The sequence below is a fragment of the Desulfonatronum thiosulfatophilum genome (assembly GCF_900104215.1).
Classification (GTDB): domain Bacteria; phylum Desulfobacterota; class Desulfovibrionia; order Desulfovibrionales; family Desulfonatronaceae; genus Desulfonatronum; species Desulfonatronum thiosulfatophilum.
In genome coordinates this window covers 1-15,691 of sequence record NZ_FMXO01000015.1, presented here as the reverse complement: position 1 = coordinate 15,691, position 15,691 = coordinate 1, and the positions used below count along the sequence as shown (strand labels likewise).

Here is a 15,691-nt window from a genome sequence, read left to right as displayed (position 1 = left end):
AATGATTTTCGGCTGTTCCCTTCTTCTGGGAGCAATGGGGGAAACAACTTCCTCGCATGCAGCCAAGCCTCTGACCATCGGTTTTGTCATTCCCCTGACCGGGGATATTCCCAAGGTCGGGGAGTCTTCACGCTATGCCGCTGAAATGCTGCGCGAGGAGATAATGGCCCAGGGCGGCCTGGAAGTCGGCGGAGTAAAAGTTCCGCTGCGGTTCATCTACGAGGACAACGAATCCAAGCCGGAATCCGCGGTCATGACTACTCTGAAGCTCATCGACCGGGATCAGGTTCTGGCCATTGTCGGCCCGCAGTCCAGCAAGCAGGCGGTTCCGGCCGGTCAGGTGGCCAACGACAACCGCACGCCCATGATCTCTCCCTGGTCCACCAACCCGGACACGACCCTCAATCGTCCCTGGGTCTTCCGGGCGGCGTTCCTGGATCCCTTCCAGGCTCCGGTGGCCGTGGATTTCGCCATGAAGCAGTTCGACGCCAAGAAGGCGGCAGTTCTGTTCGCCCTGGCCAACGACTACAGCAAGGGCTTGGCGGAATTTTTCCGGGCCGACTTTGAATCCAAGAACGGTCAGGGTTCCGTGGTGGCCTACGAGTCCTACGGCGACCGGGACCAGGACTTCAGCGCCCAATTGACAAAGATCATCGCAGCCCGGCCAGATGTCATCTTCCTGCCGAACAACTACAATGAGGTCGCCCTCATTGTCCGCCAGGCCAGCGATCTGGGCTGGCAAGGCCCCTTCATGGGTGCGGATGCCTGGGGCTCCGCCGAACTGATGACCCTGTGCGGAGATCTGTGCAAAGGCCACTATTTCTCCACCCACTACGCCGCGGCCGGCGCCACCGGCGCCACGAAGGACTTCATCGAGAAGTATGAAGCCAAATACGGCTACACACCCGACGACGTCGCCGCTCTGACCTGGGATGCGACCCGTCTTGTGTTGCAGGCCATTCAGGCCACCGGTGGCCTGTCCGGCAACCTGCGCAACGATAGGGCGAGCATCCGCGATGCTATGGCCGCCATCGAGGAATTCGACGGCATCACCGGTTCCATGCGCTTCGACGACGAAGGCGATCCCATCAAGTGCGCCGTAGTTGTCAAGATCAACGATGCTGGAGAATTCGAATTCACCGAATCCGTGTGCCCTTAGGGCTAGGCTGTTTGTGCCGGGGCGGGCTCATGAGGCCGTCCCGGCATGTTTTGACGGTTGTATGATTTGATGACGTGGGACGGTCTTTCAGGCAGTTAAATGCCCAATCCCCAGTAGTCGGAAATCCGGCGCACCCGGTGCAGTTTTTTGGTCGGCTTGCTGCTCGTCATGATCCGGACGTTGATGCCGATTTCTCCATTTCTCTATCATCAATTTATTTATACTAATTTCGAGGCATTCCCGTGGAATCATTGTTTCAGAACATCATGAACGCCTTGCAATGGGGCAGCTTTTACTCCCTGATCGCCCTGGGATACTGCCTGGTCTACGGCGTGTTGCGGTTGATCAATTTCGCCCACGGCGACATCTTCATGGTCGGGGCCTTCATCGCCTATTTCGCGGCCACCTTCCTGATGGGCATGTATACGGACTTCAGCTTCGGACTGCCCAACCATGTGGTGCTCCTGCTGACCATCCCGATAACCATGATCCTCACCGCGGGCGTGGGCGTGACCATCGAGCGCGTGGCATATCGGCCGCTGCGCAACAAGGGGGCGCACCGGCTGTACGTGGTGATCACGGCCCTGATGTGCGGACTGATTCTGCAGCATGCCAATCTGGCCGTACTCGGAGCGAGCCGGCGCAGTTTTCCGGACCTGGTGGAGCGCACTGTGTACACCGTCGGCGGAGTCACCTTCACCAACCTAAGGGTGATGACCATTCTTACCGCCTTCCTGGTCTTTGCCGGACTGTACGCCATTATTTCCAAAACGCGGATCGGCATGGCCATGCGGGCCATCTCCTACGATCGTTTCGCCATTCCATTGATGGGCATCCCCGTGACCACCATCGTGGTTATCACCTTCGTCATGGGATCGTCTTTGGCCGGGCTGGCCGGGCTGCTCTACTCCATGTCCTATCCCGTGTTGGAGCCGTACATGGGAGCAATGATCGGCTGGAAGGCCTTCATCGCCGCGGTGGTGGGGGGAATCGGCGACATTCGCGGAGCCTTCGTGGGCGGCTTTCTGCTCGGCTTTCTGGAGATCATGGTCGTGGCTTTTTTCCCATCCACATTCCGGGACCTGATCGCCTTTTCCATCCTCCTGCTGATCCTGTCCCTGAAGCCGACCGGCATCTTCGGGACGGCCATCACGACGAAGATCTAGCGGCTTAAGCTGATGCGTTCCTGGTCCGATTTGCCTTGTCCCGACGCTGCCCCTGCGTCATGGTCGGGACCGTGCGGGCATTGATTCTCGCGTTTCGGCCGGACCGATCCACAAAAGTTCGCTCACGGCCGGCAACACTTCAACCTTCATCATAGGCGGACAGAAACCATGCAGCGTTTCACCATGCCCATTCTGCTGGCCGCGCTTTTTGCCGGGCTGATCGGCATGAGCCAGGGCGGAATGATCGATCTTTATATTCAGACCGTGATCATGTTCATGGGCATCAATATTATTCTTTCTTCCAGCCTGAACATCGTCAACGGTTACATGGGCGAATTCTCCTGCGGCCATGCCGGTTTCATGGCGGTCGGCGCCTATGTTTCCTCGCTGCTTTCGGTCTGGCTGCTCACGGACGACAGGGTTTTCGGTCCCGCGGTGCTTTCTCCAGAGCTGGCTTTGGTCATCTTTCCCCTGTGCCTGCTGGGCGGGGCCGTGGCCGCGGCTCTGGCCGGTCTGCTGGTGGCCATCCCGTCCTTCAAGACCCGGGACGACTATCTGGCCATCATCACCATCGCCTCACTGTACATCATCAAGAGCACCATCGAGAACATCAGCGCCATCGGCGGCCCCAGAGGATTTATGGGCATGCGATCCGTGGTGGTGTTCATGGAGGACGTAATCGAGCTGCCCTGGATGCTGATCTGGATTTTCATCTCAACCGTGTTCACCATCTGGATCATCCGGCGTTTTGTTTCCTCAACCTACGGCAAAGGCATCATTGCCGTGCGCCAGGACGAGGTGGCCGCGGAAATCATGAGCGTGAACACCAACAAGATGAAGGTGGTCGCCTTCATGCTTTCCTCGGGCTTGGCCGGGCTGGCCGGCGGCCTGTTCGCTCACGTTCTGGGCTATGTGAACCCCGGGGCCTTCGGCATTCTGAAGACAACGGAGATCATGGTCATGGTCTACCTGGGCGGCATGGGCTCCCTGACCGGTTCAGTGCTTTCGGCGGTTTTGTTCACCGTGCTGATGGAAGCCATGCGGCCGTTGCAGATCATCAAGTGGGTGATCGTCCCCCTGATGCTGATCATTTTGATGCACTTCCGGCCCGAAGGAATCATGGGCAACCGGGAGCTGTCCGACATATTCCCGCGCCTGCGCCGCTGGTTTCAGTTCAAGTAGGACGTGGAGGAAAGAGATATGGCCTTGCTTGAGATACAATCGATGACCCAGGTTTTTGGCGGCCTGTGCGCCCTCTCGGACTTCAATCTCCGCTTCGACGGAGGCGAACTGAACGGCCTGATCGGCCCCAACGGCGCTGGCAAAACCACGGTGTTCAATCTGGTCAGCGGTTTTTACAAGCCGACCCAGGGGCAAATTCTTTTCAAGGGCAGGGACACCAAGCCCATGAAGCCGCACAAGATAACCGCTTTGGGCGTGGCCCGGACGTTTCAGAACATCCGTCTTTGGCACGACATGACCGTGCTGGACAACATCCGGCTGGCCCGGCACCAGACCCTGGGGTACAATCTGGCGGACGCCCTGTTGCGAACTAAGCGATATCAGCGGGCAGAGGCCGATATAGAGCGCAACGCTCATGAGATTCTGGAGGCGTTGCAGCTGGATCGCTACGCCCACGAGCGGCCCAGGAACCTGCCTTACGGCATGCAGCGCCGGGTGGAGATCGCCCGGGCTCTGGCGGTCAAGCCGGATCTGCTGCTTCTGGACGAACCGGCGGCCGGACTGAACACTTCGGACGTGGACGGGCTGATCCAGCTCATTCGCTGGATCCACAAGGAATTCAAGCTGACCATCTGGATGATCGAGCACCAGATGCAGGTGGTCATGAGTCTGTGCACTTGGATCAAGGTGATCGATTTCGGCTCGACCATTGCCGAAGGAACCCCGGAACAGATTCAGAACAACCCCGACGTGATCAAAGCCTATCTGGGAGATGGAACGCTGTGATGCTTTCAGTCGAGAACCTCAAGGTCAAGTACGGCAATATCGAGGCCCTGCACGGGATCAGCTTTCACGTCAATGAGGGCGAGGTGGTCACGCTTATTGGTGCCAACGGCGCGGGCAAGTCCACCACGCTGATGTCCGTGGCCCGTCTTCCCCCGCCGGAGGGTCCCAGGGTCACGGAAGGCGAGGTCCTGTTCCAGGGCAAGAATCTGCTCAAGACCCCGGCCCATGAAGTTGTGAGCAAGCTGAAGATGGCCCTGTGCCCCGAGGGACGGCACATCTTCGGCAACCTCACGGTGATGGAAAACCTGAAGCTGGCAACGTATTCCCGCAACCCCGGCGAGAACCTGGAAGCGGAGTACCGACACATTTTCGACCTTTTTCCCCGGCTGCACGAGCGTCGTCACCAGCGCAGCGAATCCTTGAGCGGCGGCGAGCAGCAGATGCTGGCCGTGAGTCGGGCTCTGATGACCGGGTGCAAGTTCCTGATGCTGGACGAGCCCTCCATGGGCCTGGCTCCGCTGCTGATGTACGACATGTTCCGGGCCCTGAAGCGCCTGAACCAGGGCGGCATGACAATCCTGCTGGTGGAGCAGAACGCCAAGCTGGCCCTCCAGTTCGCCCACCGGGCTTATGTCCTTGATACAGGCGCCATTCGCCTCGAAGGCCCTTGTTCAGAGCTCATGGATCACCCGGACATCAAGAAGGCGTATCTGGGCGGCTAACAAAAAGAGCCCGTACGCTTCCGGATGATGGGTCACCTAACCCTTAATTTTGACTCCTGATTTCTCATGCCTTCGCCATTTCCGGATCTTCGGCTGTCCAGCCCTGATTTCACCCCTAAAACCGTGCCCTGTGTCAGCCTGATCGGCATGGCAGGAGCCGGCAAGAGCACCTTGGGCCGCGCCTTGGCTGAACGCCTAGGCTGGGCTCTGGTGGATACGGATCGGCTGATGGAGGCCCATTGGGGTGGTTCCTTGCAGGCCTTGCTGGACCGGTTCGGCCTGGAGAATTTTTTGCGGGCCGAAGAAGATGTGGTGGCAAAGCTCTGGCTGTGGCGGACCGTGGTGGCCACCGGCGGGAGCGTGATCTATGGGCCCAGCGCGGTGCGGCGATTGCGGGAACTGGGGCCGGTGGTTTATCTACGGGTCACAGTGGGCACTGTCTGTGAGCGGGTCCGAGACGCCCAGGGGCGAGGGCTGGCCAGGCGGCCGGGACAGTCCCTGGAAGAACTGTACGCTGAACGCGAACCCTTGTATCGGGAGGCGGCCGATCTGATCCTGGAAATGGATGACTGTTCCGTTGACATGGCCCTGGAACGGCTGTGTCCGTGGTTGGAGAACCGGTTGCAGGCTGGTTTGCATCCGGCAGGCTCCTAAGCCAAGCCGTTTCAGCAGCCAGCAGTATATGCCGCAAACTGCGTCGGACATAGCCTGGGACCGCCGCACCCCAGTGCGGCGTGATGTGAGCGCGAAACATTAGAAGTAGCACAAAATTTTCAACTTGCCGCGCTGAGGTGTGGCGGTCCCTAGGAGTCAAGCTCAGGAAAAACCGATATCCATGCCCCACCGGAACAGGGCCAGGCAGATCAGCAGCGCTCCTTCTGGTCTGGAAATTTTCCAGTTGCTGCGGATGAAGAACAGGACCAGCAGCATCATGGCATTGAGCAGGATCATGGAGAGCAGGGCGCCGTGGGGCGCGTGCAGGGGGCGCAGGAGCATGGTCAGACCGAGCACGCCCGCAAAGTTGAAGATGTCGCTGCCCAGGAGATTGCCCAGGATCATGTCGTTGCGGCCTTTAAGGGAGGCGGCGAGGCAGGTGGCCAGTTCAGGGAGGGAGGTGCCCCCCGCGACAATGGTCACGCCGATGACCCACTGACTGACGCCGAAAATCATCGCCAGTTCCGTGGCCGATTGAACCATGAATTTCCCCCCCAGGGCCACTCCCAGAAAGCCGACCATGAGCAGCGGATAGTTGCGCCACGTCGCCGCCGGATCTCCAGGGTTCTCCGTTTTCAAATCCGCGCTGGAGGTAATGGTTGCCTCGGCAATGGCCTTTGGCGCCCTGGAGAAAAGATAACCGACATATCCTACCAAGCCGGCCAGAAGCAGCATGCCGGACCAGCGGCCCAGGAAATCCAGGGCTATGAAGGACATCATGATCATGGTCAGTCCCAGCAGCATGCCGCCGTCCCGGTAGAGCAGGGTGGGGTGCGTCGGAATGGGTCGGATCATGGCCACCAGCCCGAGAATCAGCCCCAGGTTGAAGATATTGGATCCCAGGATGTTGGACAGGGAAATCTCGGCCAGCCCCTGATAGGCCGCGGTGATCGTGACCAGAAATTCCGGAGCGGATGTCCCGGCGGCCACGATGGTCAGGCCGATGACCAGTTCGGAGATGCCCAGGCGGCGGGCAATGGCCGACGCGTTGTCCACGATGAGGTCCGCGCCCTTCCAGAGCAGCCCTGCGCTGAAGGCGATGAGCAGGAGATTGGCAAGTATGTCCATGGGAATACGGCTTCCGGATGACCGGGAGTTCGATGTTCAGGGATGATCCTGTCTGGAGTCGGGCGACGTCGGAGTGGATGGCTGCAAGGTGCGCCGGGGATACAGCAAAGAGGCGGAGCCCATGGACGGTGGCGACGGATCAGGATTGCGGCGGATGCCGGTCCGCCTGCTCAACCCCGGACTGTTTCCCTTGATCCTGTGTAAACCGATCCTGCTTTTCCTGCCGTGCTTCATCCCAGGTAAATTCCATCCATGTCGGTGCATTCCCTGACGCCTGAGCGGGGCACTCCAGGGTGTGGGGCCGTGCGTCCCGGACGAGCCGGATTTGGGCAGCCTGACCTGGAGGGCGTTTTTTTGCGCTGAACCCGGCCACGAAGTCGGCCGCTTGCCGTACGTCCTCTTCAGTCCAGGAGATGCCGGGCTTGCCGCGCCCCAAGGCCAGAGGGCCCTGGACGTCCACAGCCTTGAACAGCAGGTCTTCAGTCGACGCCATGCCTTCCAGCGCCTCGTTGTCGGCCTTGTTGCGGCCAACCACCATCCAGAGCCTGCCGTTCCAGAACTGGCGTCCGATATTGGCCAGGGCAAAATCCCGGGGGCTCGGCTCAGGGATGCGCGTCAGCACCGGCCAGAAACGTTTCGCCGATTCCCGTTCGGTCAGCAGGCAGCCTCCCGCGGGAGTAGGGATTTCGGGCAGGCCGAATTCCGCGGCCAGCCGGAGCTGATCCTTGCGTCCGCGGCCGGAAATGGCGTGCAGTCCGGATCGATCCACAAGTCCCTCCCGTTCCATTGGAGTGGGATCGAGATGGCCTGCACAAAGCGGGCGGAGCAGAATATCACGGACCTCGGCCTGCTTGCTGATCAGGTTCAGGGTGTCCCTGCGCTGGGACATGGGGCGCTGACCGAGAACCTCGCCGCTGACCAGGAACCGTGCGCCGTAAATCGGAAGCAGGGACTTGGCCCTGGTCAGCATGGTGATCTTGCAGTCCACGCAGGGGTTGAGCACCTTGCCGAACCCGAAGCGCGGTCCAGTGAGCAGGAGGTCGATGAATTCCTGGTGAACATCAACGGACTGGATTTCCAAATCGTAGATTCGTTTCCAGTGTTCGATCCGGTCCGGATGGCCGAAAAAGGGCGAGCAGAAATGCAGGCCGAGAATGCGCAGGCCCTGGGCCTGCAGCGTTTTCATGGCCAGAATGCTGTCCAGGCCTCCGGAAAAAAGGGCCAAGGCATGATACGTATCGGGCATTACGCCATGGTATCCGAGGCGCTTGCCTGTGGCAATCGGGAACGGAACCCGGTTGCCCATATCCTTCTCTTTTGCTATTCACGACGACTTTCGTTTGATCAATTTTCAGAGAATAGCTCATGATCGTCATGGGCCAAGGAGATGAATCATGGCTCGGAAACCCGCGGTGGAACCTCAGGATGCTCGCCGGGAGGCATTGCAGACAGCGCTGACGACCATTGAACGTAAATACGGGCAAGGTTCGGTGATGCGTCTTTCAGATGATGCGCATCAGGCCATCGAGATCATCCCCTCCGGATCCATCGGCCTGGATCTTGCGCTGGGCATCGGGGGAATTCCCCGGGGCCGGGTGATCGAAATTTACGGACCCGAGTCCTCGGGCAAGACCACCCTGACCCTGCACATGATCGCCGAGGCCCAGAAGCTGGGCGGGGTGTGCGCGTTCATCGACGCCGAACACGCCCTGGACGTGACCTATGCCCGCCGTCTGGGCGTGAAGACGGACGAACTGCTCATCTCCCAGCCGGACTACGGCGAGCAGGCCCTGGACATCGCGGACATGCTGGTGCGCTCCGGAGGGGTGGACCTGATCGTCATCGATTCCGTGGCGGCCCTGATTCCCCAGTCCGAACTGGAAGGCAACATGGGCGAGACCCAGGTCGGTTCCCAGGCCCGGTTGATGTCTCATGCCCTGCGCAAACTCACCGCGACCATCCACAAATCCAAGACATCAGTCCTGTTCATCAATCAGATCCGGATGAAGATCGGCGTGGTGGGCTACGGCAGCCCGGAAACCACTCCTGGAGGCAACGCCCTCAAGTTTTACGCCTCTGTTCGCCTGGACATCCGCCGCATCCAGACCATCAAGGACAAGGACGAATCCGTCGGCATCAAGGCCCGGGTCAAGGTGGTCAAGAACAAGGTCGCCCCCCCGTTCCGGGAGGCGATTTTCGACATCATGTACGGGACGGGTATTTCTCGGGAAGGCGAGGTTCTGGAACTGGGCGTGGAACACAAGATCGTGGATAAGAGCGGTTCATGGTTCTCCTTCGGTTCCGAACGCTTGGGGCAGGGTTACGAGAATGTCCGCGCCTTTCTTCAGGAGAATCCGGATCTGCGGCAAACCATCGAGGACCAACTGCTGCGGCACCTGGGTGTGGGAGATGCTTCCGGCGCAACGGACGATCCAAAGGTGGAACCCTCCATTTCCGAGGAAGCAGAGTAAACATTTCGCCGGCCATGCCGGTTCAGGAGCATTGATACAGTGATTACCGCGGAAACCATTCGCCGAAGCTTTCTGGATTTTTTCGCCCGCAACGGCCATGAAATCGTACCCAGCTCTTCGCTGGTGCCCCGGGAGGACCCGACCCTGCTGTTCACCAACGCGGGCATGGTCCAGTTCAAGAAAGCCTTCCTGGGGCAGGAGAAACGCGCCTCCAACCGGGCCGTGAGTTCCCAGAAATGCCTGCGCGTGGGCGGCAAGCACAACGACCTGGAAAATGTCGGGCGCACGGCCAGGCACCACACTTTTTTCGAAATGCTCGGCAATTTTTCCTTCGGCGACTATTTCAAGGCCGAGGCCATCGACTTTGCCTGGCGCTTCCTGACACAGGAGCTGGGTCTGCCCAAGGAGCGGCTGTATGTCACGGTCTTCCGGGACGACGACGAAGCCATCGGGATCTGGGAGCAGGTGGCTGCCGTTCCCCGGGAGCGTATTTTCCGTCTGGATGAAAAGGACAATTTCTGGTCCATGGGCGATACCGGCCCCTGCGGTCCCTGTTCGGAAATACTCATCGACCAGGGCGAGGCCATGTCCTGCGGCTCGGACTGCGGCATCGGCCGATGCGACTGCGACCGGTACCTGGAAATCTGGAATCTGGTGTTCATGCAGTACGAACGCGACGCTTCCGGAACCCTGCATCCGCTGCCCAAGCCGAGCATCGACACCGGCATGGGACTGGAGCGGATCAGCGCGGTTTGCCAGGGAGTCTTCTCCAACTTTGACTCCGACCTGTTCACGCCGTTGATCGCCCATATCCGAGAGCTTTCCGGCAGGCAATACGGGGAGTCCGAGGAAATCGACACGGCCATGCGCGTCATCGCGGACCACAGCCGATCCGTCGCCTTCCTGGTGGCCGACGGCATCGTGCCCTCCAACGAGGGACGCGGGTACGTCCTGCGCCGGTTGATCCGCCGCGCTTTCCGCTTCGGAAGACTGCTTGGACTTTCCGGACCGTTTTTGCACAAGGTCTGCGACGATGTGACCGTGCGCATGGGCGAAACTTTTCCCGAGCTGCTGGAGAACAGGACGTTCATGGTCCGGGTGGTAAGCCAGGAAGAGGAACGCTTCGGCCAGACCCTGGACAAGGGATTGAAGCTGCTTTCCGAAGAACTGGAGGCCCTTGCGGCCCGGGGCGAGCGGCAGGTTTCCGGGGAAACTGTCTTCAAGCTCTACGACACCTTCGGATTTCCCCTGGATATCGTCCATGACGTGGCCGGCAAGCAGGGATTCGGCGTGGACGAGGCCGGTTTCCGGGTTTGCATGGCCGAGCAGAAATCGCGGGCCAAGAAGGCCTGGAAGGGCAGCGGGGAAAACGATCCCTCGGTCATGTTCGGTCACATGCTGGAGGCCGGATTGACCACCCGTTTCGTGGGCTACGACGATTACGCGATTTCCAGCCGGATCACGGCCCTGACCGATGCCCGAGGCGAGAACGTGGAAACGCTCAAGACCGGCGAGCAGGGTTGGCTGGTAGCGGTAAAAACTCCATTCTACGCGGCTTCCGGCGGCCAAGCGGGCGACCAGGGCGAGGTGCGCACAGCCACGGGTCTGGCGCTGGTGGACGATGTGGTCAAGGCCGGTCCGGACCTGGCCGTGCAGCGGGTCACCGTCCGGGAGGGCGAGCTGTTTCTGGACCAGGAGGCGGAACTGGCCGTGGGCGAACAATTGCGCCTGGACACGGCCCGGCATCATACCTGTACTCACCTGCTCCAGGCCGCCCTGCGCACGGTCCTGGGCGATCATGTCCGCCAGGCCGGCTCCTTTGTCTCGCCGGACATCCTGCGCTTCGACTTCACCCACACCATGGCCATGACCAGCGACGAGCTGCGGGCCGTGGAGGACGCGGTGAATCAGGCCATTTTGGCCGATGTGGCCCTGGACGTGGTTGTGACCACGCCGGAAGAAGCCCAGCAGCGGGGTGCGTTGGCCTTTTTCGGCGAGAAATACGGTCTTGAGGTGCGCATAGTCAGCGTGCCCGGCTTTTCCACGGAACTGTGCGGCGGCACCCATCTGCGCTCCACGGGCCAGGCCGGGAGTTTCGTCATTCTCTCCGAATCCGGGATTGCTGCCGGAGTGCGCAGGATCGAGGCCCTGGCCGGGACCAGAGCTTTACAGCACTGGCGGGGGCAGGCAGCCGTGCTGCGGGAGGCCGCGACCCTGCTGAAGGTGCCTCCCAGCGGCCTTCCGGAAAAACTCCAGACTCTGCTGGCCCAGAACCGTGAAATCACCAAACAAAAGGAAGCCCTGGAAGGCCAGCTGCTCTCCGGAAAAGGCAAGGATCTTCTGGCTCAGCTTCAGGACGTGAACGGTGTTCCACTTCTGGCCACGGCCGTGGATGTCCGGGACGTGAAGGCGATGCGGGAAATGATGGACGACCTGCGCTCCAAGATGTCATCCGGAGTGATTGTTCTGGTTGCCGAGACGGACGGCAAGGCCATGCTCATTGTTTCGGTGAGCAAGGATCTGCATGACCGCTTCACCGCTTCCGCCCTGGTCAAGGCCCTGGCGCCCCTGGTCGGCGGCAGCGGCGGCGGTCGGCCGGACATGGCCCAGGCTGGAGGCGGCAACCCGGCCGGAATTCCCCAGGTTATCGAACAGGCGCGACAGTTGGTGTCAGCCTGATGGAAACGGCATGAGCAATATCCTCGCCGTTCGCATTGCCTCCGGAAATCGGATGCTCTTTTATCGTTCGGAGCCGTATGTCGTCACGGTCGGCGACCACGTTCTGGTCCAGGTGGAGGGTGAAATCCACATGGGCAAGGTGGAACGCACCACGCCCCTGGCTGTTTTTGAAAGCGCAGGGTCGAAGCTTCCGGATGTCTCGTCCCAGGATAGGATCAAGGTGCTGTATTCCGAGACCTCCTCCAACTCCGCCTCGGATGAACCTCCCGTCCCACTCGAGGCCAAGGCTGAGCCGTCACGACAGCACCGCGAGTCCACGGCTGTTCAAAACGGCGAAGATTCCAATTCCAGGGGCTCCTCGGAGGATCTGCAGGCAATTTTTCGACCAGCCACCGAAGAAGACCTGATCCGTGACCGTGACAACCGGGAACTGGCGCGCAACGCGCATCAGTATTGCCGGCAATGCATCGTGGAACGGGGCCTGGACATGAAGCTGGTGGAGGTGGAAGTCCTTTTTGACGGCAGCAAGATCATTTTCTACTTCACGGCGCCCAACCGGATCGATTTCCGGGAATTGGTCAAGGATCTGGTGCGATCCTACCGTACACGCATCGAACTGCGCCAAATAGGCGCGCGTCATGAAACGCAGATGCTCGGAGGACTGGGCAATTGCGGCCAGCTTGTCTGTTGTCAACGATTTTTGAGGCAGTTTGCTCCCTCGACCATCAAGATGGCCAAGGAACAGAACCTGTTTCTGAATCCGGCGAAGATTTCCGGAGTGTGCAATCGTCTGCTGTGCTGCCTGAGTTTCGAGCAGCCCAATTATGACGAATTTCTGAATCAATGTCCGAAGATCGGGAAGCGGTACACCACGCTTCTTGGTTCGGCAAAAGTCATTCGGGCCAACTATTTCCGGCGCACCCTGTCCATCTTTTTGGAACCGGGGGGCGAAAAGGAAATCGATCTTGACGAATGGAAGCGGATCCTGTCCGGGGCGCGGGAACCGGTGCAGCCGGTGCGGTCGGAACAGCCTGTCCATCCGAAAAACAGCAGGATGCTTCCGGCTGTGATCCAGACGGTTGCGGAAACCGCGTCGCCGAAACCGGAGAAAAATCAGGTCCAATCGGGCAGCGAGCCTGCTTCGGAATCTCAGCCGCCAAAGAAATCCCGGAAGTCCGGTCGAAAAACGCCGCGTCAGGAAGGCCCTGTCGCTGAGAATCCCGGCAAATCCAAGCGTCGTTCCCGTTCTTCCCGTCGCAAGACCAAGAAGCAGCAGACGTCCGCTACCCCGGACAAGAGCTGAAACCATAGCACAGAGGTTTTCCTTGCAATCTTTTTTTCTTTCCACCCCCATCTACTATGTAAACGCCAAGCCCCATCTGGGGCATGCCTATACCACGGCCGTCGCCGACTCCATGATCCGTTTTCAGAAGTTGATGGGCCGGGATACCTTTTTTCTGACCGGTACGGACGAACATGGCGACAAGATCGTCCAGGCCGCCGAAGCCCATGCCGAAACTCCCCAGGCCTATGTCGACATGATCAGCGCTCGGTTCCGTTCCCTCTGGGGCGAGCTGGGCTACGAGCATGATGATTTCATCCGGACCACCGAGCCTCGTCATGTCCGCACCGTGCAGCGTTTCCTGCAACTCATTTACGACCGCGGGGACATCTATCACGGGGAGTACGGCGGGCACTACTGCTTCGGCTGCGAACGATTCTATACCGAAAAAGAGCTTCGGGACGGTCTCTGTCCTGACCATCTCACGGCACCGGAGTTCATCCAGGAGAAGAACTATTTTTTCCGAATGTCCAAGTACCTGGGGCCGCTGCGTGAACACATCGAGGCCAATCCGGATTTCATCCGCCCGGAGCGTTACCGCAATGAAGTGCTGGGACTGCTGCGCGAGGATCTCGGGGATCTGTGCATTTCCCGACCGAAAAGCCGGTTGTCCTGGGGTATCGAACTGCCCTTTGACACGGACTACGTAACCTACGTCTGGTTCGATGCGCTTCTGAACTACATCAGCGCCCTGGAATGGCCTGAGGGTGAGCGGTTCCAGCGATTCTGGCCCCAGGCTCAGCATTTGGTGGCCAAGGACATTCTCAAGCCACACGCCATATTCTGGCCCTGCATGCTCCTGTCCGCCGGGGTGCCGCTGTACAGGCACCTCAATGTCCACGGCTATTGGCTGGTCCAGGATACCAAGATGAGCAAAAGCCTGGGCAATGTGGTGGAGCCGCTGGATTTTGCCAAAAAATACGGGCGCGGTCCGTTTCGGTATTTTCTGTTGCGGGAGATGCAGTTCGGGCAGGATGCCAACGTGTCCGAGGATGCCCTGCGGGTGCGGTTCAACGCGGACTTGGCCAATGATCTGGGAAACCTGTTCAGCCGCGTGCTGAGCATGACGCACAAGTACTTTCAGGGAAAGGCGCCGGCTCCTGGACCCATCAGTCAGACTGAAGAAGATCTGCACGTCCTGGCCTCGGAATGCCTGGAAAATTTCCAGGCCCATTTTCAGCGCTTCCAGTTTTCCATGGCCCTGGAGTCCTTGTGGACCCTGGTCCGGGCGCTGAACAAGTACGTGGACGCGTCCCAGCCATGGACCCTGTTCAAGGAGCAGCGCAGCGATGAACTGGGCACGGTGATGTATACGCTCCTCGAAGGCATGCGCAAGATTGCCGTTCATCTCTGGCCGGTGATGCCCGAGGAAAGCGAAACCATGCTGGCCCAGCTCGGCGAGCGCAGATCCGCGAAATTATGGCCGCATCTGGCGGACGAGGTCTTGCGTTGGGGAGCGCTGGAGCCGGGAACGGAAGTCGCCCAATCCTCCAGCCTTTTTCCCCGGCTCGAAACCGCGAAGTCGGCCCAAGGCCGCGACGAGAATGCCGCGGCCCCGAAAAGCGGAAAGTCCAAATCCAAGATCGCTGACGGCTCGTCAGGCTCCGGAACAGTCGCGTCCGAAGTTGCCAAGGCTGTCGAACCCACTCCGGAATTGATGGAATTTGCCGATTTTCAGCGCCTGGATCTGCGGGTGGGTACGGTACTTTCAGCCGAGCCGGTCAAGGGGGCGGACAAGCTGCTGCACCTGCATGTGGATCTGGCTGAACCAGAGGCGCGGAGCATCGTGGCCGGAATTGCCGAGTACTGGAAACCGGATGACCTGATCGGACGCCAGGTTGTGGTGGTGGCCAACCTGAAGCCCCGCAAACTGCGCGGCGCAATGTCCCAGGGCATGGTCCTGGCCGTGCACTCTCCGGAAGGGCTGCGACTTCTCGCTCCCTCGAATCAGGTCCCGCCGGGAAGCAAGGTTTCATAGATCGGGAGCAGATGAAATATCAGTTCATGCTCGTGGTCGAAATCGCAATCGGAACCGCAATCGGAATCGCAATCGCAAAAAAAAATGTGTAGAGTAGAGCGCTAATTCCTTCGTCACTCAGGACTTTTACCGAACGCCTCGTCGCACGCGACTACTACGTGTCTACTGATATGCATTCCGGACATCAGCGCCCCCTCGTCGAACCGTACGTGCGGTTTTCCCGCATACGGCTCTCCGATAATCTTTCAGCCACAGGCATTCACAAGGAGTTGACGGCTTTTGTATCTCTTACGCAGGTAGACCAACCCCAGGCCTTGCAAGGCCGCATACAGCGAACCTTCACCCAGACGTCGGCTGCGCCGTTGGCTCCTGGTCGTCAGAAAACGACCAAACCGCTGCTGCACGTACCAATCCAACGCGCCAA

At 59.8% G+C, this 15,691-nt stretch carries 12 protein-coding genes; 10 read left to right on the top strand and 2 right to left on the bottom strand.

Annotation, left to right across the window (positions count from 1 at the left end; genetic code table 11):
- Nucleotides 1-34 precede the first annotated feature (34 nt).
- The 6 genes from BLP93_RS12690 (at nucleotide 35) to thrB (ending at nucleotide 5,669) form a co-directional block, all read left to right on the top strand.
- Nucleotides 35-1,159 (top strand): ABC transporter substrate-binding protein, encoded by a 1,125-nt coding sequence (locus BLP93_RS12690; RefSeq protein ID WP_244148754.1) that lies wholly within the window; start codon nucleotides 35-37, stop codon nucleotides 1,157-1,159.
- A 242-nt stretch (nucleotides 1,160-1,401) separates the two neighbouring features.
- The gene (locus BLP93_RS12685; protein ID WP_244148751.1) at nucleotides 1,402-2,325 is read left to right on the top strand and encodes a branched-chain amino acid ABC transporter permease; all 924 of its coding nucleotides are present in this window, start codon (nucleotides 1,402-1,404) and stop codon (nucleotides 2,323-2,325) included.
- 168 nt (nucleotides 2,326-2,493) lie between these two features.
- On the top strand, nucleotides 2,494-3,507 hold the full coding sequence (locus tag BLP93_RS12680) for a branched-chain amino acid ABC transporter permease (protein WP_092122325.1): 1,014 nt from the start codon (nucleotides 2,494-2,496) through the stop codon (nucleotides 3,505-3,507).
- Nucleotides 3,508-3,525: 18 nt separating this feature from the next.
- Nucleotides 3,526-4,293: an ABC transporter ATP-binding protein gene (locus BLP93_RS12675; protein WP_092122322.1), complete on the top strand. Its 768-nt coding sequence runs from the start codon at nucleotides 3,526-3,528 to the stop codon at nucleotides 4,291-4,293.
- On the top strand, nucleotides 4,290-5,015 hold the full coding sequence (locus BLP93_RS12670) for an ABC transporter ATP-binding protein (RefSeq protein ID WP_092122319.1): 726 nt from the start codon (nucleotides 4,290-4,292) through the stop codon (nucleotides 5,013-5,015). The genes BLP93_RS12675 and BLP93_RS12670 overlap by 4 nt, the downstream gene beginning before the upstream one ends.
- Before the next feature lie 66 nt (nucleotides 5,016-5,081).
- Complete coding sequence (thrB, locus tag BLP93_RS12665) at nucleotides 5,082-5,669, top strand: homoserine kinase (RefSeq protein ID WP_092122316.1); 588 nt, start codon at nucleotides 5,082-5,084, stop codon at nucleotides 5,667-5,669.
- 162 nt (nucleotides 5,670-5,831) lie between these two features.
- Here thrB and BLP93_RS12660 read toward each other — a convergent pair whose 3' ends face one another.
- Both BLP93_RS12660 and BLP93_RS12655 read right to left on the bottom strand, forming a co-directional pair.
- Entirely contained in the window at nucleotides 5,832-6,797 is a 966-nt protein-coding gene (locus BLP93_RS12660) for a calcium/sodium antiporter (protein WP_092122313.1), read from the bottom strand.
- Between the two features lie 139 nt (nucleotides 6,798-6,936).
- On the bottom strand, nucleotides 6,937-8,103 hold the full coding sequence (locus tag BLP93_RS12655; protein WP_341844801.1) for a tRNA(5-methylaminomethyl-2-thiouridylate) methyltransferase: 1,167 nt from the start codon (nucleotides 8,101-8,103) through the stop codon (nucleotides 6,937-6,939).
- An 88-nt stretch (nucleotides 8,104-8,191) separates the two neighbouring features.
- Here BLP93_RS12655 and recA point away from each other — a divergent pair, with 88 nt between their 5' ends.
- Genes recA through metG form a run of 4 tightly spaced genes read left to right on the top strand, consistent with a single transcriptional unit; the run spans nucleotide 8,192 to nucleotide 15,267 of the window.
- The gene (gene recA, locus BLP93_RS12650; RefSeq protein WP_092122310.1) at nucleotides 8,192-9,268 is read left to right on the top strand and encodes a recombinase RecA; all 1,077 of its coding nucleotides are present in this window, start codon (nucleotides 8,192-8,194) and stop codon (nucleotides 9,266-9,268) included.
- A 39-nt stretch (nucleotides 9,269-9,307) separates the two neighbouring features.
- Nucleotides 9,308-11,947, top strand: coding sequence for an alanine--tRNA ligase (gene alaS, locus BLP93_RS12645; RefSeq protein WP_092122307.1), 2,640 nt, complete (start codon nucleotides 9,308-9,310; stop codon nucleotides 11,945-11,947).
- A 10-nt stretch (nucleotides 11,948-11,957) separates the two neighbouring features.
- The gene (locus tag BLP93_RS12640; RefSeq protein ID WP_244148750.1) at nucleotides 11,958-13,250 is read left to right on the top strand and encodes a PSP1 domain-containing protein; all 1,293 of its coding nucleotides are present in this window, start codon (nucleotides 11,958-11,960) and stop codon (nucleotides 13,248-13,250) included.
- A 22-nt stretch (nucleotides 13,251-13,272) separates the two neighbouring features.
- Nucleotides 13,273-15,267, top strand: a complete 1,995-nt coding sequence (gene metG, locus BLP93_RS12635; protein ID WP_092122304.1) for a methionine--tRNA ligase — start codon at nucleotides 13,273-13,275, stop codon at nucleotides 15,265-15,267.
- The last annotated feature ends 424 nt before the right edge of the window (nucleotides 15,268-15,691 follow it).